This is a genomic window from Hyunsoonleella sp. J2K-J805, assembly GCF_057167125.1.
This window is the reverse complement of the sequence record NZ_CM169901.1, coordinates 1774592-1800266: the sequence shown is the minus strand read 5'-3', so window position 1 is coordinate 1800266 and position 25675 is coordinate 1774592. Positions and strand designations below refer to the sequence as shown.

Annotated in this window: 28 protein-coding genes and 1 tRNA gene; 15 read left to right on the top strand and 14 right to left on the bottom strand. The window is 34.4% G+C overall.

The annotated features are described in order from the left end of the window. Positions 1-42 precede the first annotated feature (42 nt). The 5 genes from AC1B0Z_RS07960 to nqrF are packed head-to-tail and all read left to right on the top strand — an operon-like array spanning position 43 to position 4717. Entirely contained in the window at positions 43-1251 is a 1209-nt protein-coding gene (locus tag AC1B0Z_RS07960) for an NADH:ubiquinone reductase (Na(+)-transporting) subunit B (RefSeq protein WP_483795097.1), read from the top strand. Positions 1252-1254: 3 nt separating this feature from the next. Beyond that, positions 1255-1998: a Na(+)-translocating NADH-quinone reductase subunit C gene (locus AC1B0Z_RS07955; protein ID WP_483795095.1), complete on the top strand. Its 744-nt coding sequence runs from the start codon at positions 1255-1257 to the stop codon at positions 1996-1998. Positions 1999-2000: 2 nt separating this feature from the next. Next, entirely contained in the window at positions 2001-2645 is a 645-nt protein-coding gene (locus AC1B0Z_RS07950; RefSeq protein ID WP_483795094.1) for an NADH:ubiquinone reductase (Na(+)-transporting) subunit D, read from the top strand. Between the two features lie 43 nt (positions 2646-2688). After that, a complete protein-coding gene (nqrE, locus tag AC1B0Z_RS07945) occupies positions 2689-3408 on the top strand; it encodes an NADH:ubiquinone reductase (Na(+)-transporting) subunit E (RefSeq protein ID WP_483795093.1) in 720 nt (239 codons plus the stop codon). 1 nt (position 3409) lies between these two features. Continuing rightward, positions 3410-4717 carry an NADH:ubiquinone reductase (Na(+)-transporting) subunit F gene (gene nqrF, locus AC1B0Z_RS07940; RefSeq protein ID WP_483795277.1) on the top strand — a complete coding sequence of 436 codons (1308 nt, stop codon included), beginning with the start codon at positions 3410-3412 and terminating at the stop codon, positions 4715-4717. A 102-nt stretch (positions 4718-4819) separates the two neighbouring features. On the opposite strand, the gene AC1B0Z_RS07935 is transcribed toward nqrF, so the two are convergent. Continuing rightward, a complete protein-coding gene (locus tag AC1B0Z_RS07935) occupies positions 4820-5269 on the bottom strand; it encodes a Na(+)-translocating NADH-quinone reductase subunit F (protein WP_483795091.1) in 450 nt (149 codons plus the stop codon). Between the two features lie 112 nt (positions 5270-5381). On the opposite strand from AC1B0Z_RS07935, the gene AC1B0Z_RS07930 reads away from it, so the two are divergent. Beyond that, positions 5382-6251, top strand: a complete 870-nt coding sequence (locus tag AC1B0Z_RS07930; RefSeq protein ID WP_483795089.1) for a DUF4846 domain-containing protein — start codon at positions 5382-5384, stop codon at positions 6249-6251. On the opposite strand, the gene AC1B0Z_RS07925 is transcribed toward AC1B0Z_RS07930, so the two are convergent. The 5 genes from AC1B0Z_RS07925 to AC1B0Z_RS07905 form a co-directional block, all read right to left on the bottom strand. Continuing rightward, a complete protein-coding gene (locus AC1B0Z_RS07925; RefSeq protein ID WP_483795088.1) occupies positions 6244-9132 on the bottom strand; it encodes a CHAT domain-containing protein in 2889 nt (962 codons plus the stop codon). The two genes, AC1B0Z_RS07930 and AC1B0Z_RS07925, sit on opposite strands and share 8 nt — an antisense overlap. Before the next feature lie 12 nt (positions 9133-9144). After that, positions 9145-9888, bottom strand: a complete 744-nt coding sequence (locus AC1B0Z_RS07920) for a tetratricopeptide repeat protein (protein ID WP_483795087.1) — start codon at positions 9886-9888, stop codon at positions 9145-9147. Between the two features lie 6 nt (positions 9889-9894). Continuing rightward, positions 9895-10461 carry an RNA polymerase sigma factor gene (locus AC1B0Z_RS07915; protein ID WP_483795085.1) on the bottom strand — a complete coding sequence of 189 codons (567 nt, stop codon included), beginning with the start codon at positions 10459-10461 and terminating at the stop codon, positions 9895-9897. A 316-nt stretch (positions 10462-10777) separates the two neighbouring features. Further along, positions 10778-11560, bottom strand: a complete 783-nt coding sequence (locus AC1B0Z_RS07910) for a hypothetical protein (protein WP_483795084.1) — start codon at positions 11558-11560, stop codon at positions 10778-10780. A 69-nt stretch (positions 11561-11629) separates the two neighbouring features. Next, positions 11630-12787 carry a hypothetical protein gene (locus tag AC1B0Z_RS07905; RefSeq protein WP_483795083.1) on the bottom strand — a complete coding sequence of 386 codons (1158 nt, stop codon included), beginning with the start codon at positions 12785-12787 and terminating at the stop codon, positions 11630-11632. A gap of 98 nt (positions 12788-12885) precedes the next feature. On the opposite strand from AC1B0Z_RS07905, the gene AC1B0Z_RS07900 reads away from it, so the two are divergent. Together AC1B0Z_RS07900 and AC1B0Z_RS07895 are read left to right on the top strand one after the other, a co-directional pair. Next, positions 12886-13263 (top strand): Na(+)-translocating NADH-quinone reductase subunit F, encoded by a 378-nt coding sequence (locus AC1B0Z_RS07900; RefSeq protein ID WP_483795082.1) that lies wholly within the window; start codon positions 12886-12888, stop codon positions 13261-13263. Beyond that, the gene (locus AC1B0Z_RS07895; RefSeq protein ID WP_483795080.1) at positions 13264-14256 is read left to right on the top strand and encodes an FAD:protein FMN transferase; all 993 of its coding nucleotides are present in this window, start codon (positions 13264-13266) and stop codon (positions 14254-14256) included. It begins immediately after the preceding gene. 1 nt (position 14257) lies between these two features. Here the strand turns inward: AC1B0Z_RS07895 and AC1B0Z_RS07890 are convergent, their stop codons facing one another. From AC1B0Z_RS07890 to map, 3 genes are read right to left on the bottom strand one after another with little or no spacing between them, the layout of a single operon-like run. After that, a complete protein-coding gene (locus tag AC1B0Z_RS07890; protein ID WP_483795079.1) occupies positions 14258-15034 on the bottom strand; it encodes a class I SAM-dependent methyltransferase in 777 nt (258 codons plus the stop codon). A 16-nt stretch (positions 15035-15050) separates the two neighbouring features. Then, positions 15051-15425, bottom strand: a complete 375-nt coding sequence (locus AC1B0Z_RS07885; RefSeq protein WP_483795078.1) for a GxxExxY protein — start codon at positions 15423-15425, stop codon at positions 15051-15053. Positions 15426-15476: 51 nt separating this feature from the next. Next, positions 15477-16295: a type I methionyl aminopeptidase gene (gene map, locus AC1B0Z_RS07880; protein ID WP_483795077.1), complete on the bottom strand. Its 819-nt coding sequence runs from the start codon at positions 16293-16295 to the stop codon at positions 15477-15479. 122 nt (positions 16296-16417) lie between these two features. On the opposite strand from map, the gene AC1B0Z_RS07875 reads away from it, so the two are divergent. Further along, the gene (locus AC1B0Z_RS07875; protein WP_483795075.1) at positions 16418-17683 is read left to right on the top strand and encodes an acetyl-CoA hydrolase/transferase family protein; all 1266 of its coding nucleotides are present in this window, start codon (positions 16418-16420) and stop codon (positions 17681-17683) included. A gap of 7 nt (positions 17684-17690) precedes the next feature. Here the strand turns inward: AC1B0Z_RS07875 and AC1B0Z_RS07870 are convergent, their stop codons facing one another. Together AC1B0Z_RS07870 and gpmI are read right to left on the bottom strand one after the other, a co-directional pair. Continuing rightward, positions 17691-18101 (bottom strand): BT0820 family HAD-type phosphatase, encoded by a 411-nt coding sequence (locus AC1B0Z_RS07870; protein ID WP_483795073.1) that lies wholly within the window; start codon positions 18099-18101, stop codon positions 17691-17693. A gap of 49 nt (positions 18102-18150) precedes the next feature. Next, positions 18151-19668: a 2,3-bisphosphoglycerate-independent phosphoglycerate mutase gene (gene gpmI, locus AC1B0Z_RS07865; RefSeq protein WP_483795072.1), complete on the bottom strand. Its 1518-nt coding sequence runs from the start codon at positions 19666-19668 to the stop codon at positions 18151-18153. Positions 19669-19917: 249 nt separating this feature from the next. On the opposite strand from gpmI, the gene AC1B0Z_RS07860 reads away from it, so the two are divergent. After that, positions 19918-20313, top strand: a complete 396-nt coding sequence (locus AC1B0Z_RS07860; protein ID WP_483795071.1) for an ankyrin repeat domain-containing protein — start codon at positions 19918-19920, stop codon at positions 20311-20313. 69 nt (positions 20314-20382) lie between these two features. Here the strand turns inward: AC1B0Z_RS07860 and AC1B0Z_RS07855 are convergent, their stop codons facing one another. Continuing rightward, entirely contained in the window at positions 20383-21153 is a 771-nt protein-coding gene (locus tag AC1B0Z_RS07855) for a M48 family metalloprotease (protein WP_483795069.1), read from the bottom strand. Positions 21154-21234: 81 nt separating this feature from the next. Continuing rightward, positions 21235-21690, bottom strand: coding sequence for a GNAT family N-acetyltransferase (locus AC1B0Z_RS07850; RefSeq protein WP_483795068.1), 456 nt, complete (start codon positions 21688-21690; stop codon positions 21235-21237). Between the two features lie 63 nt (positions 21691-21753). Here AC1B0Z_RS07850 and AC1B0Z_RS07845 point away from each other — a divergent pair, with 63 nt between their 5' ends. Continuing rightward, complete coding sequence (locus tag AC1B0Z_RS07845; protein ID WP_483795067.1) at positions 21754-22179, top strand: GNAT family N-acetyltransferase; 426 nt, start codon at positions 21754-21756, stop codon at positions 22177-22179. A 47-nt stretch (positions 22180-22226) separates the two neighbouring features. Further along, positions 22227-22299 (top strand) — tRNA-Gly (locus AC1B0Z_RS07840). 210 nt (positions 22300-22509) lie between these two features. Here AC1B0Z_RS07840 and pepE read toward each other — a convergent pair. Further along, positions 22510-23217, bottom strand: a complete 708-nt coding sequence (pepE, locus tag AC1B0Z_RS07835; protein ID WP_483795275.1) for a dipeptidase PepE — start codon at positions 23215-23217, stop codon at positions 22510-22512. Positions 23218-23367: 150 nt separating this feature from the next. Between pepE and AC1B0Z_RS07830 the strand changes: the two genes are divergently transcribed. The 3 genes from AC1B0Z_RS07830 to AC1B0Z_RS07820 all read left to right on the top strand — a co-directional run bounded on the left by AC1B0Z_RS07830 (position 23368) and on the right by AC1B0Z_RS07820 (position 25605). Next, a complete protein-coding gene (locus tag AC1B0Z_RS07830; protein ID WP_483795066.1) occupies positions 23368-24171 on the top strand; it encodes a carboxypeptidase-like regulatory domain-containing protein in 804 nt (267 codons plus the stop codon). A gap of 86 nt (positions 24172-24257) precedes the next feature. Further along, entirely contained in the window at positions 24258-25037 is a 780-nt protein-coding gene (locus tag AC1B0Z_RS07825; protein WP_483795065.1) for a hypothetical protein, read from the top strand. Positions 25038-25101: 64 nt separating this feature from the next. Next, entirely contained in the window at positions 25102-25605 is a 504-nt protein-coding gene (locus tag AC1B0Z_RS07820; RefSeq protein ID WP_483795064.1) for a DUF6702 family protein, read from the top strand. Positions 25606-25675 lie beyond the last annotated feature (70 nt).

Below are 25675 nucleotides of genomic sequence, written 5' to 3'. Positions count from 1 at the left end.
CAGTTGTGACTTTAGATAGAAAGAAAATTAAAATTCAGAAAAATGGGTTTAAAACAAAACTTACATAATTTCAAAGTAAAAAACCAAAACAAAAAATGGTTGCCAGCGTTCAACGCGCTATTTACTTTTTTGTATACCCCAAATGAAACCACACATAATGGAACGCACATTAAGGCAGTTGATGACTTAAAGCGAACTATGAATACGGTGATTTTGGCTTTAGTACCATGTTTGATTTTTGGTATGTTTAACGCTGGATATCAACATTATTTAGCTCTAGGAGAAATAGATCAGGCCAAAGGATTTTTAGGAGCTTCTTTTTGGACGTTAGATAACTTACTACTTGGTGCAATTACGGTATTACCATTAGTAATAGTATCTTATGGAGTAGGGCTAGCAGTAGAATTTGTATTTGCTGTGATAAAAGGTCACGAAGTAGAGGAAGGCTATTTGGTAACAGGTATGTTAGTTCCTTTAATTGTTCCTATAGATATTCCTTTATGGATGCTAGCTGTCGCTGTTATATTTGGTGTAGTAATAGGAAAAGAGGTATTTGGTGGTACTGGGATGAATATCTTAAACCCAGCATTAACCATTAGAGCTTTCTTGTTCTTTGCATATCCAACTTGGATGTCTGGTGATAAAGTTTGGGTACATGGAGCAGTTGAGCGTGCTGGAACACCTGATGCAATCTCTGGTGAAACATTACTAGGGGCTTATGCTCAAAACTCTTCGCTTGCTGGAATAGATTATTGGGATATGTTTTGGGGATTGATTCCTGGATCGGTTGGAGAAACCTCAAAATTTCTAATTATAGTAGGTGCTTTGTTTTTGATTTTCACCAAAATAGGAAGTTGGAGAATTATCGTTTCAACATTAATAGGAGCGTTAGTTATGGGGTTAATATTCAACGGTGTTGTAGATGCAGGTTGGATAGGAGAATCAAGTAAATTTTATGGATTAATGAGTGTTCCTTTTTGGCAACATTTAATTATAGGAAGTATATTGTTTGGAGCAGTTTACATGGCAACAGATCCTGTTACTGCATCCCAAACCAATAAGGGTAAATGGATATATGGTTTCCTAATAGGTTTTATTTCTATTATGATTCGCGTTTTTAATCCTGCCTACCCTGAAGGTGTATTTTTAGCCATTCTTTTAATGAATGTGTTTGCACCTACCATTGATCATTATGTTGTTCAAGGTAATGTTAAGAGAAGAATGAAACGTTTAAAAGCTAAAGTAGCATAAGTTATGAGTAATAAAACAGATTCTAACGCATATACGGTTTTGTTTGCCATCGGAATGGTGGTTGTAGTTGGAGCTTTATTAGCATTTACAGCATCTTCCTTAAAGGAAAGGATTACTGAAAACAAGCGATTGGAAAAGCAGCAAAACATTCTTTATGCAATGGGCGTAAATGAAAACGAAGGCAATAGTGCCAGTTTTGTTTCTACTGAGAAAGCGCCAGAATTATTTACTAAGTACATTAAAAAGCAGCTGGTAATTACTGATGGTAAAAATGTTGAAGAAAATGATAATGCTTATTTAATAGATGTAAAAAAAGAGCAAGACAAAGCAAAAAAGGGAGAAGAAAGACAGTTGCCTTTATTTGTTGGTGAAAAAGATGGTGAAAAATTCTATATAGCACCAATTAGAGGAAAGGGACTTTGGGATGCGATATGGGCCTATGTAGCCATGGATGAAAATATGGTAGTGCAAGGTGCGTATTTCGATCATAAAGGCGAAACACCAGGATTAGGTGCCAACATCAAGGAGCGTTTCTTTATGGATGACTTTATAGGAGAGCATTTAATGTCCGATGGACAATTTAAAGGTATTACAGTTTCAAAAAGTAATGCTGACCCAACAAATGAAGATAAAACAGATCATGAAGTTGATGCTATTGCAGGAGCAACGATAACAGGAGATGGTGTTGCTGCCATGATAAAAAACGACTTAGCATTATACGTACCTTACTTTAAAACATTAAAATAATTATGGGCTTACTTTCAAAAAAAGACGCAGCATTAATTACAGATCCGTTAGCGGATAATAATCCAATTACTATTCAAGTACTTGGTATCTGTTCTGCATTGGCAATTACAGCACAATTAAAAGCTTCTATAGTAATGGCGGTTTCGGTAATATTTGTAATGGGTGTGGGTAACGTGGTTATATCGGCCATTAGAAATATCATTCCTTCAAAAATTAGAATTATTGTACAACTTACTGTGGTTGCTGCTTTAGTAATTATAGTAGATCAGGTACTAAAAGCATTTGCTTATTCTTTAAGTAAAGAGCTTTCCGTTTTTGTTGGACTTATAATCACCAACTGTATCATCATGGGGCGTTTTGAAGCATTTGCATTAGGCAACGGACTATGGCGTTCCTTCTTGGATGGTATAGGTAATGCACTAGGTTATGGTGTTATTTTAATTATTGTTGGATTTTTTAGAGAACTGTTAGGTTCGGGAACTTTGTTAGGTTTCCCAGTACTTGGAGACCCTATTGCAAAAACAGGATTATACAGTATTGGATACGAAAACAATGGTTTTATGTTACTATCACCAATGGCACTTATTGTAGTTGGAATTATTATTTGGGTACAACGTACCAGAAATAAAGCATTAATAGAAGATTAGTAATAATTCATAATTCAAAATTGAGAATTCATAATTAAAGAATATGGAACACGTAGAATTATTTTTCAAATCGATTTTTATAGATAACATGGTATTTGCCACGTTCCTTGGAATGTGTTCGTACCTTGCTGTTTCAAAAAAAGTAAGTACGGCTGTTGGTTTAGGAGCTGCAGTAATATTTGTATTGGCAATTACAGTACCCTTAAACTGGTTATTGGACCAATACATATTACAACCTGGTGCATTATCTTGGATAGGACCAGAGTTTGCGGAATATGATTTAAGCTTTCTGTCATTCATTATGTTCATTGCAACTATAGCAACCATGGTACAGCTAGTGGAAATTGTAGTAGAGAAGTTTTCCCCTTCTCTATATAACTCTTTAGGTATTTTCTTGCCTCTAATTGCAGTTAACTGTGCAATTCTTGGTGGATCGCTCTTTATGCAATCTCGTGAAATTGCAACACTTGGTTTAGCGCTTAATTATGGAATTGGATCTGGAATTGGATGGTTCTTAGCCATTTTAGCTATAGCAGCTATTCGTGAAAAAATTAGATATTCAAGTGTGCCTCCAGCATTAAGAGGATTAGGGATTACATTTATTATCACTGGTTTAATGGCGATTGGATTTATGAGTTTTGGGGGTATGCTTACTGGTGGTGATGAAGAGGCAGCAAAAGAGGAAAAAACAGTACAGGTTGAGTCTGTTGAGGATTCTAATGAAGATAAAATAGTAGCTAACAACATAAAAGTAAATGAGTAATATGATTTTAGCAATAGATTTTGGAGTTATAACTGCAACCGTAGTAGCGTTCCTAGTAGTTACGCTGTTGTTGGTAGCGCTATTATTGTTTGTAAAACAGAAATTGTCACCTTCTGGCCCTGTAAAAATTACAATTAATGGTGAAAAAGAAATTGAAGTAGATTCTGGAGGAACGCTATTATCTACTCTAGGAGGTAATAAAATTTTCTTGCCATCAGCATGTGGTGGCGGTGGTACGTGCATTCAGTGCGAATGTCATGTGTTAGAAGGTGGCGGAGAAGCATTACCTACTGAAACACCACACTTTTCGAGAAAGGAATTGCAAGATGGTGCACGTTTAGCTTGTCAAGTTAAGGTAAAGCAGGATATGAATATTACCATTCCAGAGGAAGTGTTTGGTATCAAGAAATGGGAAGCTACCGTTGTACGTAATTATAACGTGGCATCCTTCATCAAGGAGTTTGTTGTTGAAATCCCTGACGACATGGGATATAAAGCGGGCGGATACATTCAGATTGAAATTCCACCATGTGAAATAAAGTATTCTGATATTGATATTACAGCACACCCTGAAGAGCACGAAACACCCGATAAGTTTCAGGCAGAATGGGATAAGTTTGGACTTTGGCCTTTAGTGATGAAGAATGGTGAAACTGTTGAAAGAGCTTATTCAATGGCCTCGTATCCAGCTGAAGGACGTGAGATTATGCTGAATGTTCGTATTGCAACACCACCATGGGATCGTTCTAAAAACGGTTGGATGGATGTAAATCCAGGTGTGGCATCATCTTATATTTTTGCTCAAAAACCAGGAGATAAAGTAACAATTTCTGGTCCTTATGGCGAATTCTTCATCAATGAGTCAGAAAGTGAAATGCTTTATGTAGGTGGTGGAGCAGGTATGGCACCAATGCGTTCTCACTTATATCATTTATTTAAAACCTTAAAGACAGGTAGAAAAGTAACCTATTGGTATGGTGGACGTTCAAAACGTGAGTTATTCTATATAGATCACTTTAAATCATTAGAAAAGGATTTTCCGAATTTTAAGTTTTACATGGCACTTTCAGAGCCTTTAGAAGAAGATAACTGGAAAGTGAAAAAGGATATTGATGATGAAGCAGGTGATGGTTTTGTTGGATTTATTCATAATTGTGTTATTGACAATTATTTAAATCATCATGAAGCACCAGAAGATATTGAGCTGTACTTCTGTGGACCTCCGTTAATGAACAAAGCGGTACAAAAAATGGGAGAGGATTTTGGTATTCCAGATGAACACATCCGTTTTGATGACTTTGGGGGATAGACATTAATTTGTTATGCTGTGACCTAATCTCAGCAGCTAACCATATAAAACAGAAAACCAGCTCAATTGAGTTGGTTTTTTTATGCTCGAAATAAAAATTTTTTATACTAAAACATACTTCGGTTTATCATTCTCCACTTCAAACAACTTGGTATAGTCCATCACATTATTGACGCCATCAAATTCACATAAAAGGGCAATAACCGCACTCAACCCGTCGAATAAAACATCTTTATCGGTTGGATTTTCAGGCTTTTCATTTTTATAATGTAGTGGTACCTGAAACCCACAAGCTTTTAAAAAGATGTTTTCAATTTTTAGTAATTCAAGTGGTGAGTAACCATTAAATTTCCGCCCTAAAGTTTGATGCACTTTACCAACATAGTTAAGTTCCAAAGCTCCATGACTATCAGACAAATGTTTCCAGCTATCGGTATTGTCTAGAATGTTACCAACAGCACATTGTTGGCAGCATTCTGGGTTTAGCGTGTTGTTATGAAATGCGGTATATAGTTTTTGTATTGCCGAATCTAAACGGGATAAGGTCTTCATAAACCAAATTTTTTATTTGAAATTACTAAAAAATATTCATTTTATCTGTGAATTTACTCTTAAATTTTCTTTGAGACAATACGAAGTTGTTAGTTAAGACGTTTTTATAAATATGAAGAAAATAGTACTTCCATTATGCTTTTTAATCTTCTTGATTCTAGCCTTTGTAAAGTTAACACCTGTTAAGTACACTTTTAATGCAGAGGTTTCAAAAGTTAGTCCGTCTAGTCTTTTAAATAAAGATGGTTTAACAATCAAAACCAGAGCAGAAGTACCTCAAAGTTATAAACGGGTTACATACCCTAAAGGATCTTTTCAAGAATATTTACGAAACTATAAGTTAAAACCTTTTGGCGCAAAGATTATAAATTACGATGATTCTGAGTATTTCTGGCAACTAGGACATATTGGAATTTTAGAAATACCCGTACCTAAAAATGGACTGCAACAGTGTGCTGATGCACTAATTAGAATACGCAGCGAGTATCTTTGGGATAATGATAGAAAAGACGAAATAGGGTTTAATTTTACCAGTGGTCATCATTGTTCTTGGTTAAATTATGCCGAAGGCTATAGACCCAAAATTAACGGAAATAAGGTCTCGTTTCATAAAACATCGGCTATAAATCATTCAAAAGAAAACTTTTATAAATATCTAAATTTGATTTACATGTATTCCGGTACATTGTCAATGTATAATGAGCTTCCCAAAATACATGATACTAAAAATTTGAAAATAGGAGACATGCTTATAAAAGGAGGGTCTCCCGGTCATATTGTAATGATTTGTGATGAATCCGTAAATGCTCACGGAGACAAAATCTATTTACTTTTTCAAGGCAATACACCAGCTCAAAGTGTACATTTGGTTAAAAACTTAGAGGCTTCCAATCTATCCCCTTGGTATCACTTAGAAAATGATGCCACCATCCCAGTTTCCAACTATACATTTTTTGATTCTAAATTTGTTAGGTTTAAGTAGTACGTTTTGTTTTGCGTTTTTTCAAAATGAAATAAGCAGCTACGATGATAAGAAATCCAATTATAAAGCACCAAATAACCCCCGAATTAGATTGTAGCTCTATAGGCGAGGTGTCACCAATAAGCACTAAGCCTGCCCAATATTGCGGCGATAGGGTTCTGCCATCAGCGTTTTCAATATATTTTAATTTGGCTTGTTGTAATGCTTTGTCTTTTGGTAAGCCTTTTTTAATATTTTGGTAGAAAAACTCAATAATTTCAGAGCTGGATTTTTCGTCTATTTTCCAAAGGCTGGTTAAGATACTTTCACTACCAGCATAATTAAAAGCGTGCGCTAAAGAAATCATACCTTCTCCAGCTTGATAAGTAGGTTTCCCGGTTTCACAAGCGGTTAAAATAGCAAGATTGGAGTTTAGGTTTTCATTGTAAATTTCATAGGTGTATAGTGAATTATTATCATCTGGACTATTTTTTGCAAATATTAAACGGGATAGTTCAGGGGATACGTTGTTGGATTCGGCATGTGTTCCAATATGAATTATTTTATGTTCATTAGCTTCATTCCTAAAAATCTGTTTTGAAGCGTTTTGGTTTATAAAATAATCACCATTAAAAATCTTTGAATATTCTTTGGCTAAGTCTACACTAAAAGGCTGTGGAAGCAAGCTTAAATAAGTTTTGTCTAAGGATAACGAGTCCGTAATACCTATACTGTAGTCTTGTTTCATTTTAGTGTTAAACTCTGGCGCAAAGGCTATAAAGTCTTTATCATAATTTATGGTAGTATTGTATTTTCCATAAAGTAATAAGCTGTAGTTGTATGAAATATGGTATTTTGCAAGCAAACTGTTTGTTGACAAATCATTGAAATTGTTAATCTTAGAGGGCGTAAGGCTTTCGAAACTTAAATTGAATAGCTCGCCATCTGGAATAATCACTATATTTTTTGTTGTAATCTCAGAAGCAAAGGGTTTCCAAACTGAATTGTAGAGTTGCTGTAAGGATTCTGATGTTTGTTTTATACCTGAATCATGATGGGATAAAACCGATATATGTTTTTCTAGGTTTTCGGTTTTTAACTTGAAGAGTTTTTTATCAGCTTTACGTATTACCGTTGCATACAAAGTGTCACTAATATATAAATAGCGCACCAGAGTGGTGTTTTGTTCTATGTTTGCGTGAAGGCTGTCTAGAGGCTTTTCAATGGTGGCATAACGCATTTTATAATACTTTGGGTAGTCCTGTTTTAAAGAATCCAAGAAAACATCCCATTGTTTGTTCGCTTGGAAAAATGCGTCAATAGAAGCTGATGCATCGGTACCATTTAAAGCAGAAGACATATTATCCTTTAAAAGTTGCTCTCTTTCAATAATAGCTTCAGGAACATCAGAAAAACTTATCTTTTTTAGGTTCAGTCTAGACCTTATTCTGTTGTATAAACTAGATTCATGTAGCCCAATAAGATCATCTAGATAGGTTTTGTTTTTTGTTTTATGATAGAGATCAAGAAATAGCTGTTTTCTAAAATCTATTAAATTTTGATTATCGGTAAGTAGAGTTTCCAGATCAGATGGCGATTTAATAATAATTCTTTTTTTCTCTAAAATATCTAAAGCTTTTTTAGTTTGTCTTAATAGACTGTCAAGTCCATCTATATTATGTTCTGATTTTAAAAGATATTCAGATTTTGCTTTTACGAATAATGATAATGGCTTTCTAGTTTCGTTCTGAATAGAATCCAACAGGCTGTTCATTTTAAGGTTTTTGTTGTCAAAAAAAACCAAGGCCTCATCACTATACTTTAGCGCATTTTTATAATCACCAATGGTAAAATTTACCAGAGCCATGTTCTGTACTTGGTAAAAACGTAGCATTTCATTTTTATAGGTGTCTTTTTGTGTGTTGTTGTAACCTTCTTTCGCAAGGGTCAACGCCTTATCATTCATGCCAATTTTAGCATAAAAGTTTGACATTTCAACCAACCCATCCAGAAATGTATTTGTATATACACCATTAAAGTTTTCCCTGTACACCGCTTCACACATTTCATAAAATTTTTGTGCATTTTCAAAGTCTCCTATGTTTTCATATATTGAAGCTCTTACCAAATAAGCGTAGCTTTTTGCAAACGGAATTTTATCAATATTCTCAAGCCCCTTATCTGTTATTTTACCTGCCTTAGCATAATTTCTGGCAATCAAGTGCAGATGGCCTAAAATGAGTTGTGAAATTGTAAGCGCGTTGTCATCAGGCGGTAAAATTCTTTGCTTTTTTTCGTAGGAGTATGTAGCTAAGTTAATGGCACGTTCATTATCGCCAACACCACGATAAAAACCAGCAAGATTATCAATACAGGCCAAACGTTTTTTTGTAGCTTTTAGTTTTTCGGCATCATCTTCAACCCTAGTGCTGTAGTTATGTATGTGCGTTATAGCCTCATGTAAAACCGTAATGGAATTTTGGGTTTTGCCAGTATTAAAATAGTTGAGAGCCATACTATTTTTAATAATTCCCTGCTTATATTCCTTTTTTAAATCAGATAAAGATGACTTGTGTAAATATTTAAGAGACTTGTTAAAATAGTAATTTGAACTATCTAATTTTTGTAAGTTCTTTTGTGCTAATCCTAAAAGGTTAAATGATTTATACTTTAATTCAGGTAGGTTGTTAGAATCCTTATCAAATTGCTTAATAATTTGATGAAGCGTTGATTCTGCGGCTTGTGTTTTTCTAGATTTGAAAAGACTATCAGCAAGATTGTATTTAACTTCTAAGGGGTTTTTATTGGACGAAATCGAATCATTTTGCGCATTAATTGTTGAAATACTCAATGTTAGAAGCACCAATAATACGCCTCTAATAATATGTAGTAATTTCATCATTTTAATTAATGTTTAATCGGTAAGCTTCAAAACAATTTCCTTGGCTTTTTCACTTTTACTTAGGCTAAGGTTCTTTTTAGCGAGTTCTATGTTACCGGCTTTCAAGTAAGCTAGCCCCAAATAGTAATAAGCATCATTTAAAAAGGTAAAGTCATCGGGGGCTTCAACAGTGCGCTCTAAATAAGGAATGGCCTGGGCTTCTTTTCTATTTGCCATATACGCAATGCCCAAAAAATAACTTATGGTATCGTTTTCGGGTTTTTCCTCACTTAAAACCTCCCACTTTTTAATGGCATCTTGATAATCTCCATATTTATAGCTCACCATAGCCTCATAAAAATCATAATTATTGGTGCTGCCCATAGTTGTGGGTAGCCCTGGATCTGGCTTAAAATAATTGGCGTATAGTCTTTCATTTTGTGGCGTACTAAAAAACCAAATACTACCTATTGCAATAACGATGGCAGCTGCAGCTGCAAATCTGCTGTATCTTAGAAAACGAACTTTTTGTTCCGCAGAACGTTCTTTTGTTATTGTTTTTGGAACATCTTCATGAAACTCATTTAAATGTTCCTTTAAAGATTGGGCTTCAATACCAAAAAGCATCGTGCGAACATCTTCAACTTGTGCTCTAAAGTCTTCGTCAAGATCTAACAGTCTATTAAAGTCTTTTAGTTCTGGAGTACTTAAAGTGCCGTTTAGGTAACGTTCTATTGTTTCTAACAATTCTTTTGATATGTTATCGTCTTCCTTCAATCTTTATTATTTTGAGGCTAAAACCATAGCCCTTAATTTCTGCATACATCTGTATTTTTTGTTACGGGCTGTATTTTCTTCTATGTTTAATTCTTCCGAGATTTCTTTTAGTGATTTTTTTTCGAAATAAAATGTTTTTAATAGTTGCTTGCAAGGTTGTCCTAAAATTTCAAAAGCGGTCATTGTCAACTTTAATTTTTTATCTTCTACCTCATTATATGTGTCTTCTGCTTTCACTGTTTTTAGGGTGTCAGTATTTAATGGTTTAAAATCCTTAAACGATTTTGACCTTAAAACGTCGGTCCATTTATTTTTACAAATTCTGTATAAATAACCTTGTAAAGCCGTATCATTTTGGGGTGTAAACTTATTTTGTTTTACATGTGTCCAAACTGTAATAAATGCCTCTTGATAAATATCTTTCGCATATGCGGAAGAACCACTATTTTTTAATATTAAAGCTTCAACTTTAGGGTAATTTGAGGTGTACAATTCTTTAAGTACCCTTGCATCATTTGCTTTAATCGCATCGATTAATTGAGACTGGCTTAATAAATGTATTGTTTTCCCCATGAATTAATAGCTAGAGGAAAGATACAATTATTTCATTTTTCTTCAAATACTACATTGCTAAATGGTTAATAATTTGGTTATACAGTATTCATATGATTATTGTTTAATTCAGTCTTTTATAATTTTCTGTTGGAACAATAGTACTTGTACTGTTATTTTCTAGAATGAATGTGGCACTATTTAGAGTTTTTATTTTTTGTGAGAACCCACACTTTTTTACCCAAAATCATCATAATAAAAAACAGTATTGTTTTCAACACTATGCAAAGGTGAAAATGAGGGCAATAATTATCTAGCTTTTCATAATTGCGATTTTTTATTTTACGTTGGGATTATCTGGTTCTGGGTCAAAAACATCAGGTGTGCCATCACCATCTCTATCCGAAAGTGAGTCTCTATCTGGAAGCAATAATTCAAAGCTTATTGGGAAAAATACATTCATTACTAAACTGTCGTATTCATTAATAGGGCCGGCGGAAATAGAAACGGCAACTGAACTTCCAAAAGGTGTTGGAGAAACAGCTACTGTAATAATAGCTCTGGTGTTCCCAAACCTTATGGCTCTAGCACTAAAAGTTCTTGTAAATCCACCAAAGTTTGCTGTTTGTGTTGGGGGAGCGCAATCTACTACTGGTGTTGCGTTGAAGCCATATTCGTTCACCATTAAATCGTTTATAAAAAAGGCTCTAATATCATCTATGTTAGCAGTTCCAGAAAATGAAGTAATTGGGTAATACCTCCAAAAGACCTTGTTTTGTGGGTTATTATTTGACCTTCTCATATCCACACCAAAGGCGGTATTTGGTATTGAAAGGGGAGTAACAGTGTAGTTCTGCGGTACTGTAAACCTTATGTTTGTGAATACATCTGGATGATCAAAAGTGCCTTGTGGGTTTGGTACCATAGGGATACTTGTAAATGGTGCAGGAATTCCGTTTGCATAATCCCAATACACTGCTGTTGGTCCCGTGAGGTTATTTGTAATACATTGTGTTTGTGGTGTTGCACCTGCAAAATTCACTGCGTCATTATTATTTGAATTACATGATGCCAATAGAATAATTATCGCTAAAAGGCTATATATCTTAAATGCTTTCATAATTCGTGCTTATTAAAATTGATTATCGGTTTGGTATTACATCGATTTGAGTTTAAAATGTCATCACTTTTAATTTTCAATAGTGTATTGTGTCCAATCTTGATTATTCATAGAATTGTCCACATTCGGATTGTAGAGTGAATTGTCCGTGCCTATATATTCGTTATTTTGGTTCATCCAGTAATAGTTGTTTTGCCCTTCAACGTAATATTGTTGACCAGTATTAGGACTAGAAACGGTTGTGCGTTCCCAAATACCATTATTTATGGATTTTGAATGACCCGCATCGTTCATGTTATTTCTGCGTTTCCAACTTTCAAAACTGCTGTCTGAAATTGAGCTGTATGTATTACCAAGATTTCTACTAGCTTGCCCTTGGGCATTAATTGCAGCCATTCTTTGTTGGTGTTGTGCAGCCCCTTGTCTGGATTTTTGCGAATAAAAGTTGTTATTGGTTTGTACCCATTGTGGATTAATTTGAAAATTTACAAGTGAATTGATAAATGCTTTTTTAGCGCTTTCATATTTGTGTTCAGGAGCTCCCATAGCATTTAGAGTATAGCCCCAATCCATCCCACCGGCAGTTGGATAATGATTCGTAAAATACCGGATAATACCTATAGATTTATCACCATTTTTATCTACCCATTCTGTTGCGATACATTGAAATTGTTTGTTTTCTGGGATGCCTTTAAACAAGTAACTATCAAAGCGCTTATCAAATTGAGCTAAGGCAGGCAGTGGAAATTGATTTACTAATTTTAGTCCTTGAGATTTCGCATGTGGTAAAATATCTTCTTGAATTACCCTACTTATATTTTTTACTGGAGCAACTGGTCTGCCACTTTGTTGGTTCATGTAATTTAGTTGTTGATTGTTGGAAAAAAAGTAAGAGATAAATCGTTCTCCATATACTTTCACACCATCTTCAGACTCAAATAAAATACCGTCTTTATTTTTTTGTTTCACCATCCAGTCTTTTGGAATAGGCATTACACCAACAGGCAAGTTAAATTGATTGCTCATCACCTTATAGCCCTTTAAGCTGCGATTAGTGTTTTGTGACCTCTCAGGTTTGGGTTCATTAAATTCAGCTGAAATATCTTCTTCAAAAATATCTTCGGAATCGTAATCAAATTCAGCAAAGTCATCGTTATGCTTTTGGGATTGTCCGCAGGAAAAAAATAGTAGCATTAACATGCTTAAGCAATACATCAAAGGTTTCATAATAAAGGTATTTAATAAGGTTTAACAAACATTTATATCATTACATCGAAAGTGTTTAAAAATGTCATCATCCTAGTAAGTTTTAGTATTTTTGCAGCATGAGTAAACCGCTTTCAAAACAGGAATTACATAATTTGGCAATGAACCATGTTGGGGAAGATTTAGAACAGCGTGGTTTTGAGTTTGTAGCTATAAATAGTAAACTAAAAAAACACCCTCAATTTGTGTGTATTGATAAAAATAGTCAGTATTATTTCGTAGTAGTGCGTGCTGTTCTATTACCAGAAAACCCTAATAATTATGATATTGTTTGGATGGAATCTTTTAAAAAGCACGCTTTTGAAAAGGATGCAAAGGTACTTTATGCTGGAGTTGGTTTGGGTAATCCTGATGGCGAAGATTTACCTATTTATCTTAACGAAGATTACTTAATAGAATACAATGGTATTCAATACATAGAATCAAACTTAAATTAGATGAAAAACATTACTGTGCTTTTGGTTATTCTATTGGTGTTTTCTTGTAAAAAGAATCAAGAGAAGACTGTTGGCCTATCTCAAAACACTAAACTTTCTGGAGCTGTTTTTGGCACAACGTACAGTATTATTTATGATGATAAGATAGATTACAAAATTCAGATTGATAGCTTGTTTACCGTGATTAATGCGTCAATGTCAACATATATAAATGATTCTGATATCTCTAAATTGAATAGAAATGAACCAGTTGAAGTAGATCATCACTTTAAAAGCGTATTTTCTGCCTCAAAAGAAATATACGAAGCAACAGGTGGTATTTTTGATCCTACCATTGGCGATGTGGTAAATGCGTGGAGTTTTGGAGCTGAAACCAATAAGTTTTTAACCGATGCTCAAGTTATTGATAGTTTGATGCAATTTGTGGGGTTTAATAGCGTAAAGCTTGAAGGAGAAAACGTAATAAAACCTTTGAATACGTATTTGGAGTTTAATGCTATTGCTAAAGGTTATGGCGTAGATGTGATTGGGGAGTTTTTGGAAAGTAAAGACATCCACAATTATTTAGTTGAAATAGGTGGAGAAATACGTGTTAGGGGAAAAAATGTTGAGAAAGATGCGCTTTGGCTTGTGGGTTTAGATGAACCTAGATTTGATGGTGGACAATCAGTTTATAAAGCTATTAGTTTAATTGATGAAGCCATGGCTACTTCCGGGACTTATCGAAAGTTTAAGGTGGATGAAAACGGAAATAAATATGCTCATATCATCGACACAAAAACAGGTTATCCTACCAAAACCAATATTTTAAGCGTTTCGGTGATAGCTAAGGAATGTATGGTTGCTGATGCCTACGCCACTGCTTTTCAGGCTATGGGAATCGAGAATGTGTCACGATTTCTTCAATCACATCCCGAATTAAAAGCGTTCTTGATTTTTGAAAATGAAGATAAAGAGCTGGAAACCTTAAATTTAAATGAATTTCCAAAGTAGACTATTTAGTGACCTTTGGGATTATTTCTCCTTTTGCCAAACAATACCTTTCAATAGTATCTGTTGATAGAGTTGCAGTATAATCTACTTCATCTACTTTAAAACCTGTCATTCTTAACTTATCAAAATAATCCCTACCATACACTCGAACATGGTCATATTGCCCAAAGATTTTAGCACGCTCTTTTTTATCAGTAATGGAATCATCCTCAAAAGTCATAGCTCGCGTCAAGTCTTGAGGAATTTGAAAGATACCCCAGCCACCAGTTTTCATAACGCGATATAGTTCTTGCATTGCTTTGGTGTCATTAGGTATATGCTCTAAAACGTGATTACAAAGGATGACGTCAAACTCATCATTCTTAAAAGGTAAGTTGCAAATATCAGCCTTCACGTCTGCCAATGGTGAATTCAAATCTGTGGTTACATAATCAATACTATTCAAGCGTTTGAAGCGTTTATAAAATGCCTGTTCAGGTGCAAAATGTAGTACTTTTAGTTCTTCTGAAAAGAAGTTAGTTTCATTCTTAAGATACAGCCAAAGCAATCGATGACGTTCTAAAGAAAGGGTAGAGGGCGATAATACATTATTACGTTGCTTGCCATAACCATAAGGCAAAAATGTTTTAAAACTTTTACCATCAATGGGATCAGTAAATGTATTACCTCTTAAAAAAATGGCTAAAATTGGACGTATAAGGTAGCTTAACCGAATTAATAAAGGCCTTGGTATTGTGTTTAGGATTATTTTGAAGAGTTTTTTTGACACGAATTTCATGAATTTTCACAAATGCTTAAAGAACAATTCTTTTATATTTTAAACTATCTTCTCCAAAATTTATAAGAAGACCTAGTTTTAATTGGGAAACAGCTAAATAATTAAGAGTTTGTTTAATATGAGGTGATGTTAAGCATTCTATTGCTTTCAATTCTAAAACGATTTTGTCGTTCACTATAAAATCTGCTTTATATTTGTGCGGTAAGATATTCCCTTTATAGTTTATAGCGTATTTTTTTTCTCTAGAGTATGGAATATTATTATCTATAAATTCTATTTCCAATGCGTCTGCATAGACTACTTCGTTAAATCCTTTAGCTAGTTGATTATGTACTTCCATACATATCCCAATAATTTTATAAGCGTCTTCTTTATAAATTAATTGGGGCATCTTTTAGATGTAAATTAGTACTAATTATTGAAATTCGTGTCATCTTAAAACTCAAAGAACCAAAGCTTTTTGACGGAATTCATCTTCTTCATTACTCACAATTCCCAGAGCATCATGAATATAAGCAAACGTAGAAAGCAACTCGGGTTTGCCGTCAACCAGTGCAACATTATGTTCAAAGTGAGCAGAAGGTAAATTATCTAATGTGGTAATTGTCCAACCATCCCTATGTTGTCTAATGCGTTGCGTACCCATGTTAATCATAGGCTCTATAGCTACCACCATACCTTCTATAAATTTTTTACCTCGACCACGGCGACCATAGTTTGGCATTTCTGGATCTTCGTGCATTTTTTTTCCTAGTCCGTGACCAACCAACTCTCTCACCACGCCATAACCATGTGCCTCGCAGTATTGCTGAATGGCATAGCCAACATCGCCAACGCGATTATTTAATTTAAACTCCCTAATACCAACATAAAGAGATTCCTTAGTCACTTTTAAAAGTTTTTCAACTTCAGGAGAGATGTCTCCAACAGGGAAAGTATATGCATGGTCTCCGTAAAAATCATTTTTAAGAGCACCGCAATCGATAGAAATAATATCCCCTTCAACCAAAGGGTCGTTATTAGGTATACCATGAACTACCTGCGAGTTTGGGCTCATACAGAGCGTATTCGGAAAATCATATAGTCCTAAAAAACCAGGTACCGCACCTTGATCCCTTATACATTCTTCAGCAATTTTATCAAGTTGCAATGTAGTAACTCCAGGTTTAATGGCCTTCGCAACTTCACCCAACGTTTTAGATACTATCAGCGCACTTTCGCGCATTAGTTCTATCTCTTCTCTGGTTTTTACTTTAATCATGTGCTTGTAAATATTGACAAAGATACTAATTTATAGCACTATAATTATTTGCACTTAACTGACTTTTGACAGTCTTTTTACGATTACAAATTCATAGTTTTATTCAACTAAATTATATCGAGATGTTTAAAGTTGTTAGTGCCGAAGAAGCTGTAAAAACTATAAAGAGTAACAGTAGGGTGTATATACAAGCTGCCGCTGCAGTCCCCCAATTACTTATTAATGCAATGAGCGACAGGCATGAAGAGTTAAGAAACGTTGAGGTGTGTCATTTACATCTTGAAGGTGAGACGCCTTACGCCAATCCAGATTTAAAGGATAGTTTTCATGTAAATTCCTTTTTTATTGGAAAAAATGTGAGACATACAATCGCTGCAGGAAACGGATCGTATACCCCAGTTTTTTTGAGTGAACTACCATTACTGTTTAAAAGAAATATTTTGCCACTTGATGTAGCTTTGATTCATGTTTCCGTCCCTGATAAGCATGGTTATTGCTCATTAGGCGTTTCGATAGAAGCTACTCTGGCAGCTATTGATAATGCTAAAATCGTTATTGCACAAGTAAATCCGCAGATGCCAAGAACCCATGGGGATGGAATTATTCACTTTTCTGAAATCGATTTATTTGTTGAATGTGATGAACCCATACCAACATTTCACATGGGTGAGCCTACAAATATAGAATACAAAATAGCTGATTATATAGCGGGATTAATCGAGGACAAAAGTACACTGCAAATGGGAATTGGTACAATACCAAATGCGGTACTATCACGTCTTTTAAATCATAAGGATTTAGGATTACACACTGAAATGTTTTCGGATGGCGTTATTGATTTGATATTGAAGGATGTCATTAATGGTAATTATAAAGGTGTTAGCCCTGGTAGGGCGCTTACCACTTTTTTAGGTGGTTCAAAACGACTTTATGATTATGTGGATGACAATCCTTTTGTTGAACTACGAGAATCAGATTTTGTAAATGACGTATCCATTATTAAACAGAACCCAAGAATGGTAGCTATCAATTCTGCAATTGAAGTTGATGTTACAGGTCAGGTTTGTGCAGATTCTATTGGTTCAAAAATGTATTCGGGTGTTGGTGGTCAAATGGATTATATTAGAGGTGCTTCTTTAAGTGAAGGAGGTAAAGCAATTATAGCATTACCATCAACAACAAGAAAGGGTATTAGTAGAATTGTACCTTCTTTAAATCCTGGAGCAGGCGTTGTTACAACTAGAGCACATGTACATTATGTTGTAACAGAATATGGCATAGCTAATTTATATGGAAAAACTATCAAGCAAAGGGTAAAAGCCTTGGTAAATATTGCGCACCCAGACCACAGAGAAGCAATAGACAGAGCGTACTTTAAATTGATTTAATTGAAGATTATCTAAAAAGATCTAAAAAGCCTTTTTTCTTTTTGTATTCCAAAGGTTTAACATCGCCATTGGTTAGTAATTGGTAAATTTCTCCCCAACCATAAAACCCACCAATATTTCTATCGTCGATAAATAAATCTGCATTTATTTTTCTGCTAATGTCATTAGTGTACTCTTCTTCTGGAAAACTTTTATTTACAGCATAAAAACGAATACCATTGTCTTCGCAGAACTTTACGGCTTCATTCAATTTATCGCCACATCGGTAGGTCCATAAAATTAGTCTGTGTCCTTCTTCTTGTAACTTTTTTAAAGTTTCAAACGCAAACATCTGTGGTTTTCCAATTTTCGGATAAACATCCTCTACAATGGTACCGTCAAAATCAACTGCTATTAGGAGCGTATTTGCAAAATTCATTCGATTTAGGGTTTATTTTCTGCAAAGTTAAGTTTTTTTCTTTATCTCATTAAACCAATGGGTGCTGTGTCATTGCTTCTGGTTGCTCTACACCAATTAGTTTTAAAACTGTTGGTGCTAAATCTCCAAGAATACCGTCTTTAATTTCTTCTAAATCTTTGTCAATTAAAATGATAGGAACAGGATTTGTAGTATGCGCTGTATTGGGAGAACCATCAGGGTTTATCATGGTTTCACAGTTTCCGTGGTCTGCTATTAATAAGGTAGTATAATCATTATCCAAAGCGGCATTAACTACTTCTTTTACGCATTCGTCAACAGCTTCACATGCTTTAATTGCAGCTTCCATAACGCCAGTATGTCCTACCATATCACCATTAGCGAAATTCAAACATACAAAATCTACTTCACCTTTATTCAATTCAGGAATAAGGGCATCTTTTAACTCATATGCACTCATTTCAGGTTTCAAGTCGTAAGTAGCAACTTTTGGAGAATTTCTTAAAATACGTTGCTCTCCTTTAAAAGGTTCTTCGCGTCCACCAGAAAAGAAAAACGTAACATGTGGGTATTTTTCCGTTTCCGCAATTCTAATTTGTTTTTTATTATGCTTTTCTAAAACTTCACCTAAAGTTTCACTAAGGTTTTCTTTGTTGAATATAACGTTTATGTTTCTGTATTCGTCATTATAATTGGTAAGAGTAACATAGTGCAAATTCAATTTCTTCATATTGAATTCAGGAAAGTCCTGTTGAGATAATACCTCGGTCAATTCGCGTCCTCTGTCTGTTCTAAAGTTGAAGAATATAATAACATCCCCATCCTTAACTTTTGTTAAAGGAGCATTATTACTATCGACTGCAATAATTGGCTTAACAAATTCATCTGTTACATCATTGGCATAATTTGCTTGCATGGTAGCCACAATGTCTTTTGAAGCCTCCCCTTCGGCATTTACCAATGCATCATATACTAATTTGATACGTTCCCAACGTTTATCTCTATCCATTGCATAATAACGACCAGAAATAGTTGCAATTTTAGTATTTGTATTTGCAATATGTTCCTGTAAATCTTTTATAAAACCAGCACCGGATTTTGGGTCCACATCCCGTCCGTCAGTAAATCCATGCACATAAGAATTTTTTACTCCAGCTTCTTGTGCGGCATCTATTAAGCCCTTTAGGTGGTTAATATGTGAGTGTACGCCACCGTTACTTAGCAATCCTAAAAAATGAACATCTTTATTTTGTGTTTTTGCATAGTTGAACGCATCAACCAGAACCTGTTCTTTATTTAAGCTTTTATTTTCTACTGCAAGGTTAACTTTTACCAAATCTTGATACACAATTCTACCTGCTCCAAGATTCATATGCCCAACCTCACTATTGCCCATTTGTCCTTCAGGCAAACCAACATGTAAGCCATCGGTTCTAAGAGAAGCGCTAGGGTATTTTGTATATAAACTATCTATAAAAGCTGTATTTGCGTTATCAATTGCAGAAACTTTTGGGTCGGGAGATTTTCCCCAACCATCAAGTATCATAAGGATGACTTTTTTGTTCATTTTATTGATTTGATTTAAGGCGCAAAGATAAGGATTTTAAAGGGATTAAAGGAGAAATTCATTTGTAAAAAAGCACAAATTTTAACATTGTGTTTTACCTTAATTTTTCTATCGAGGAATCTTGAATTCTAGTGAAATAAACGTTAAAAAAATGTTATTTAAGAATTTGTAGTGTAACAAATTAAAATTTTAGTCGTCTCTTTAATATAATCAAAAAACAAATCATTAATCAAATTAAATTCTTTCATCATGAAAAAAACAATCATCATTTCCGCAATCGCATTATGCTTTTCAATTGTTAGTGTTAATGCCAAAACTTCATTTGAACCAACTAAAATCTACAAAACTCAGGCTATTACAAACGTAAATCCGTTTTGTGTTTCTATCGCTAAAGGTGATATTGAAACTGTAAAAAAATTAATTGAACTAGGTACAAATGTAAATGAAAAGTCTAATGGAATGACGCCTGCAATGTATGCAGCGAAATTTAACCGATGCGATATTTTAAAACTATTAATTGCAAATGGTGCTAAACTAAAAGTAAAATCTACAAAAGGAATGACAGCTATGAAATATGCAAAATTGCACAAAGCTGTTGACGCTGAAAAGGTTTTAAATGAGGCACTTGCAAAAAAGAAAAAATAATTATTAAAAACTATTATAATTATTTTGATTTAGTCACGACAAAAAGCCCTCATATGAGGGCTTTTTTAATTATAGTTGGGTGCGATATTTTTCTATAGCCTCTTCTATTTTCTCTATTCTGTTATCAGGATCGGGGTGTGTGCTTTGAAATTCGGGAACACGATTTGGTCCCGCCGCTTCCTTTAAAATTTTCATAACGCCAATCATCTCTTGGGGGTTATATCCCGCTCTCATCATAAATTTAACACCTAAATCGTCACTTTCCAGTTCATCGTCACGCCCATTAGTAAGCAGTTTTTGTTGCCCTATACCACCTACAAGTCCACCCATATCTGCACCAACTGAACCTGCGGTTGCCAAACCTTGCCAATATTCACTTTCTGCGATACGTTCTGCACTATGTCGTCCTAAAACATGACCGATTTCATGGCCTAAAACACCTGCAAGCTGGTCTTCGTTTTTTAATTTTTCTAAAAGGGCATAGGTAATAAAAATTTGTCCTCCAGGTAATGCAAAAGCATTAATCGTTCTTGGGTCGTTCAATAAATGAAACTCGTATTTATAAGGTGTATTTTTTGCAATACTGCTATTAACAAGTTTGTTGCCCACATTGTCCACTAGAGCCTGTAATTTATTATCAGGATGCAAGCCTCCATGTTGTTGTGCCATTTGCGGGGCACTTTGCAGGCCAATAGCAATCTCTTTATCGGGAGTCATGGATATCGTTTGAATCCTCCCAGTATAAGGGTTTTCTTCTCTTTGACTACAACGCTTAAGCACAAAAAATATGGCGATTGCTGCTCCAATAAGCAGTCTTACTTTAAAATTTCTTCCTCTCATTTTCGATGGTTTTAGGGTAGTAAATTACAAAATTTGGCTTATATATTTACGACACATTTTTTCCTAAAAGGTCACATGTAGTTAAGTAAGTGCTTTATACATTTTATAATGAGTTCCTATTTCATCAATTTCAAATGAATCACCAGTAATTTTATAACCATTATGTTTATAAAAATTAACTGCACTTATTCTCGCATTACACCAAATCAATTCAATATTCCTTTCTTGTAATATACCTTCTCCATACCCTAGCAACATTTTCCCTAGCTTTTTTCCTTGAAACTCTTGTAAAACAGCCATTCCTCGAAGTTGGTATTGCAATGTTTCGGTAAATAAGTCATTATTAGTTTTCATAAAAGACGCAACACCTATTACTGTATTTTTATTGAGTATTCCTATGTGTATGGTGGTTTCTAAATCGTCTCCATAAAAAGCGCAGGTGCTCAATGGTTTTTCCGCCCTTAAAATGGGATGCCTTACCAAATACGTTTCTTTAGCAGATATTTCTTTAACTGAAAACTCTTCTTTTGGATCCATTATTATTGTTTATATAAGATATAAAATTAATCAATTTATGTATCTTCACTGTAAAAACTACATATGAACTTTAGTTTTAAAATTCTGGATAAAGCAGATATATTAAAAGTTGTGCCTTTGGTTGAAAAACTTGATAACTTCGAGGTTCCTGAAACTATTTTAGAAGAACGATTTTTAGAAATGATATCCCAAAACTATGAATGTGCAGTAATTTTTGGCGATGAAGAAATTATAGGTGTATGCGGTTTATGGTTTTGTACAAGGCATTATGCAGGGAAAAGTGTTGAGGTAGATCATGTTTATATTGAAGAAGCCTACAGAGGCGAGGGTCTTGGGAAACAGTTTTTTAAATGGATTTATGATTATGTAGGTAAAAAAGGTTGTAAAACGGTGGAGTTAAATACGTACGTTAGTAACTATCCGTCACATAAATTTTATTATAACGAGGGTTTTGAAATTTTAGGCTATCATTTTTTAAAGAAGCTTTAATTTTTTTTGTTGTTCTTAGGAAGTATTATATATTTGCCATCGCTAATGCGGGAGTAGCTCAGTTGGTAGAGCGTCAGCCTTCCAAGCTGAATGTCGCCAGTTCGAACCTGGTCTCCCGCTCTAGAAGCTTCGTTGTAAAACGAGGCTTTTTTTATGCATAGCCTTTAGCAAAAATGATGTTGTATTTGGATAGCCTTGGTTTTAGATACGAGCTCGTGAGGGATTGAATGCTTCGATTGCGCTCAATAAAGACTCCATGTTTGAAATCTCCGACCGTGATAACTATCGGGAAGTGGCACATGCCTGCAGGCAGACGCCCAAATTATTATTTTAATTTAAATGGTTGAGGTTTATGCCAGGATTGACTTCGTAAGGTGGTTTATTATGCTCAAAAATTCTTGCGGTAAGTGCTCCTTGTAATGTGATGTTGTTGTTTTGTACACTGAGCCAGCTTCCTTCACGAAGCCCGATTACAGGTTGGGTATTGTAATGGTGGAATTCTTTTATCCGCGTTTCGCGGGTTTCTCCCATGTGCTTACTGTTTTTATCAGGATCTAAATAATGTGGATTTATATTAAAAGGTACCACACCCAGAGCATTAAAACTTGGCGGGTAAACAATGGGCATGTCGTTAGTGGTTTTTATGGTTAGTCCGCAAATATTGCTGCCAGCACTGGTGCCTAAATATGGTGTTCCATTATTTAAAGCTGTTTTAAGCGGCGCTATCACCTCGTTTTTATACAGTTGATTTACCAAAACAAATGTATTTCCTCCTCCTGTAAATATGCCCTCTGCATTTTCAATAGCACTTATTGGGTTTTCAAAGGTGTGCAAACCTACTGCGGTTTTACCTATTTGAGAAAAGGCATTATGGGCAATTTCGGTATAGTCATCATGAGAAATACCACTTGGTCTTGCGTATGGTACAAAAAGAATTGTTTTTGCATTTTTAAAAAGACTGGAGAGTTGATCTAAAATATAGTCCAAATATCCGCTTCCATGAACGGTGGAGGTGCTTGCGATGATAAGTTGCCGCATCATAAAAATGTTTTATGATAAAGCTAAACATTTTTTAATGATAATTGAATCCTAATGTCTTATTAAATTCAGTTTTAAGTCGTATTTTTAAGAAAATGAAAGAATTGCTTGTTTGAAAAAAGTAATGATTTTTGTAAAAGACCATACCTAATGAAAAAGATTATATGCTTATTACTAATTTTTGTTGCCTGTAGCATCAATGCTCAAAACATTAAAAGAATCGATGTAAAGGGTAAGATTGTTGTAGAGCATAACGATGTCTCTGGAATTACCATTTTTAATTCTTCCTCAAATAAAGGAACTGTTACTGATGATAAGGGAGCGTTTACTATTGCGGTTGCAGAAAATGACGTAATAGAAGTTAGCGCACTGCAATTTCAAAATTTAAATTTTAGAGTGAATGCAGATATCCTCGAGTCGAAAAGCATGAAGATATTTTTAATTGAAGAGGTTAATAAGCTCGATGAAATTATAGTAAAGTCTAAGGGATTGACAGGAGATTTGATTGCGGATATTGACGGTTCTAAAACTTTTAATCCAAAGTTGGATGCGCTTTATTTCGGCGTAAAACATAGTAGTGAATATAGTTTTGAAACCGATTATAAAACTGAAGTAAAAAATGTAGGGGATGATATTCAGCGAAACAGGTTATATAATGGCTTAAATGTCGTTAATATAGTGGACCAACTTTTACTGCCCATCTTCAGGTCTGAAGCCAAACGCAAAAAAACTTCAGATATACCTGAAGTCCCTACAAGCGCTATTAAGTATTACTTCGCTTCAGAATTTTTAGTGGATAATTTTAGTATCCCCGAACATCGTGTTGAGGATTTTATTGCCTATGTAGAACGAGACGATTTCGATTTTACACTATTAAATTATGGTAGGGAATTAGAATTTTTACAGCTTTTGAATGATAAAAGCACTGAATTTCTTAAAAAGAAAAAAGAGTAAACGTTTTATTTAACAAAACTTTACCAGCATTTTAAAGTTTGATTAAGACCTTAATAACGTTATTTATGGTACTAAATTAGTACTTATTGAAAACATTACTGTGTTTTTTTCTATTATGTTCGTTTCAATTTGCATTAGCGCAATCGGTTGAAATTATTGGTAAGGTCGAAAGTAAGGGTGATGTGGAAAATATTCATGTCATCAACAAAACTGCACAAAAATTCACCATTACCGATAAATGGGGGAATTTTAAAATTCTAGCGAAGTTGTACGACACCATAAGTTTCTCTTCAATACAGCACAAAATTAAAGATGTTGTAATTTCAAAAGAAATATTTACATCAAAAGCCGTAACAGTTATTTTAGAAGAGCAAGTAAATACCTTAAATCAAGTAACTGTAGGCAAAGTGCTAACGGGCGACCTAAGTTCTGATATAGGTAGCATTGAAGAAAAAGCGCCTGTTAATTTTTACGATTTGGGTATACCAGGTTATACGGGGAAGATAGCAACACAGAGTGAGCGAAGACTTGAGGAGGCTTCAAATTTAAGTCCATCTGTTAATGGTGGAACGTATGGCGCTGGTGGCTCAATGTCAATTTTACCAATTATAAACGCCATTACGGGCAGAACAAAAATGCTCAAGGAGCGGGTTGCCCATGAAAAAAGCGAAGCATTAATTTCCAAAATCCGCCAACGTTTTTCAGAAAGTTTATTTAGCATGCATCCTTTAGATGAAGAATTTAGAATGGACTTTTTCTATTTTTGCGAAATGGATGAGAATTTTGAGGAAAAGTGTTCAGGTACCTCAGATTTAGTAGTGTTTGAATTTTTAAGTAAAAAACTAAAAGAGTATAAAGCCAACTAAAATGAGAGAGAATAAGTAATTTGGAACGTTTTTTGAGAAAGAGAGAATAATTATTTTAGCTACCATGAAGAACTATAAAGTTTTAGGAATTGTACTGTTGTTTGTAACGTTAAGTGCATTTGTTTCCGCCCACAAATATTATGTGAGTAATACACAAATTGAATATGTTAAGGACAAAAAATCGGTACAAATTATTACAAGGGTGTTTATTGACGATTTTGAAAATGTACTAAAAGAACGTTACGATGAAGATTTTACCTTTGATAACGAAAGTTCCGAAATGGTAGATATTTATGTTGAAAAATATCTTTCAGAAAAACTCCGGATAACTATTGATAGCCAATATAAACCTGCAGTTTATATAGGAAAAGAAATAGAAATGGGCATTGTAAAATGCTATTTGGAGATTAAGGACATACCCAAAATAGAAACCATTGAGGTTTTAAACCAGATCTTATTCGATTTATTTACTGAACAACAAAATATAATAAAGCTTGATATTAATGACCAGAAAAAAAGCTTTTTACTCACCAAACAAAATGCTAAGGCAATGTTAAATTTTAATTAAATTAAAGTTTAAACCCTGTTTAAAGTCTTATTTTTGGTCGCGTTATGTGGCAAAAATTAAAGATTTGTTA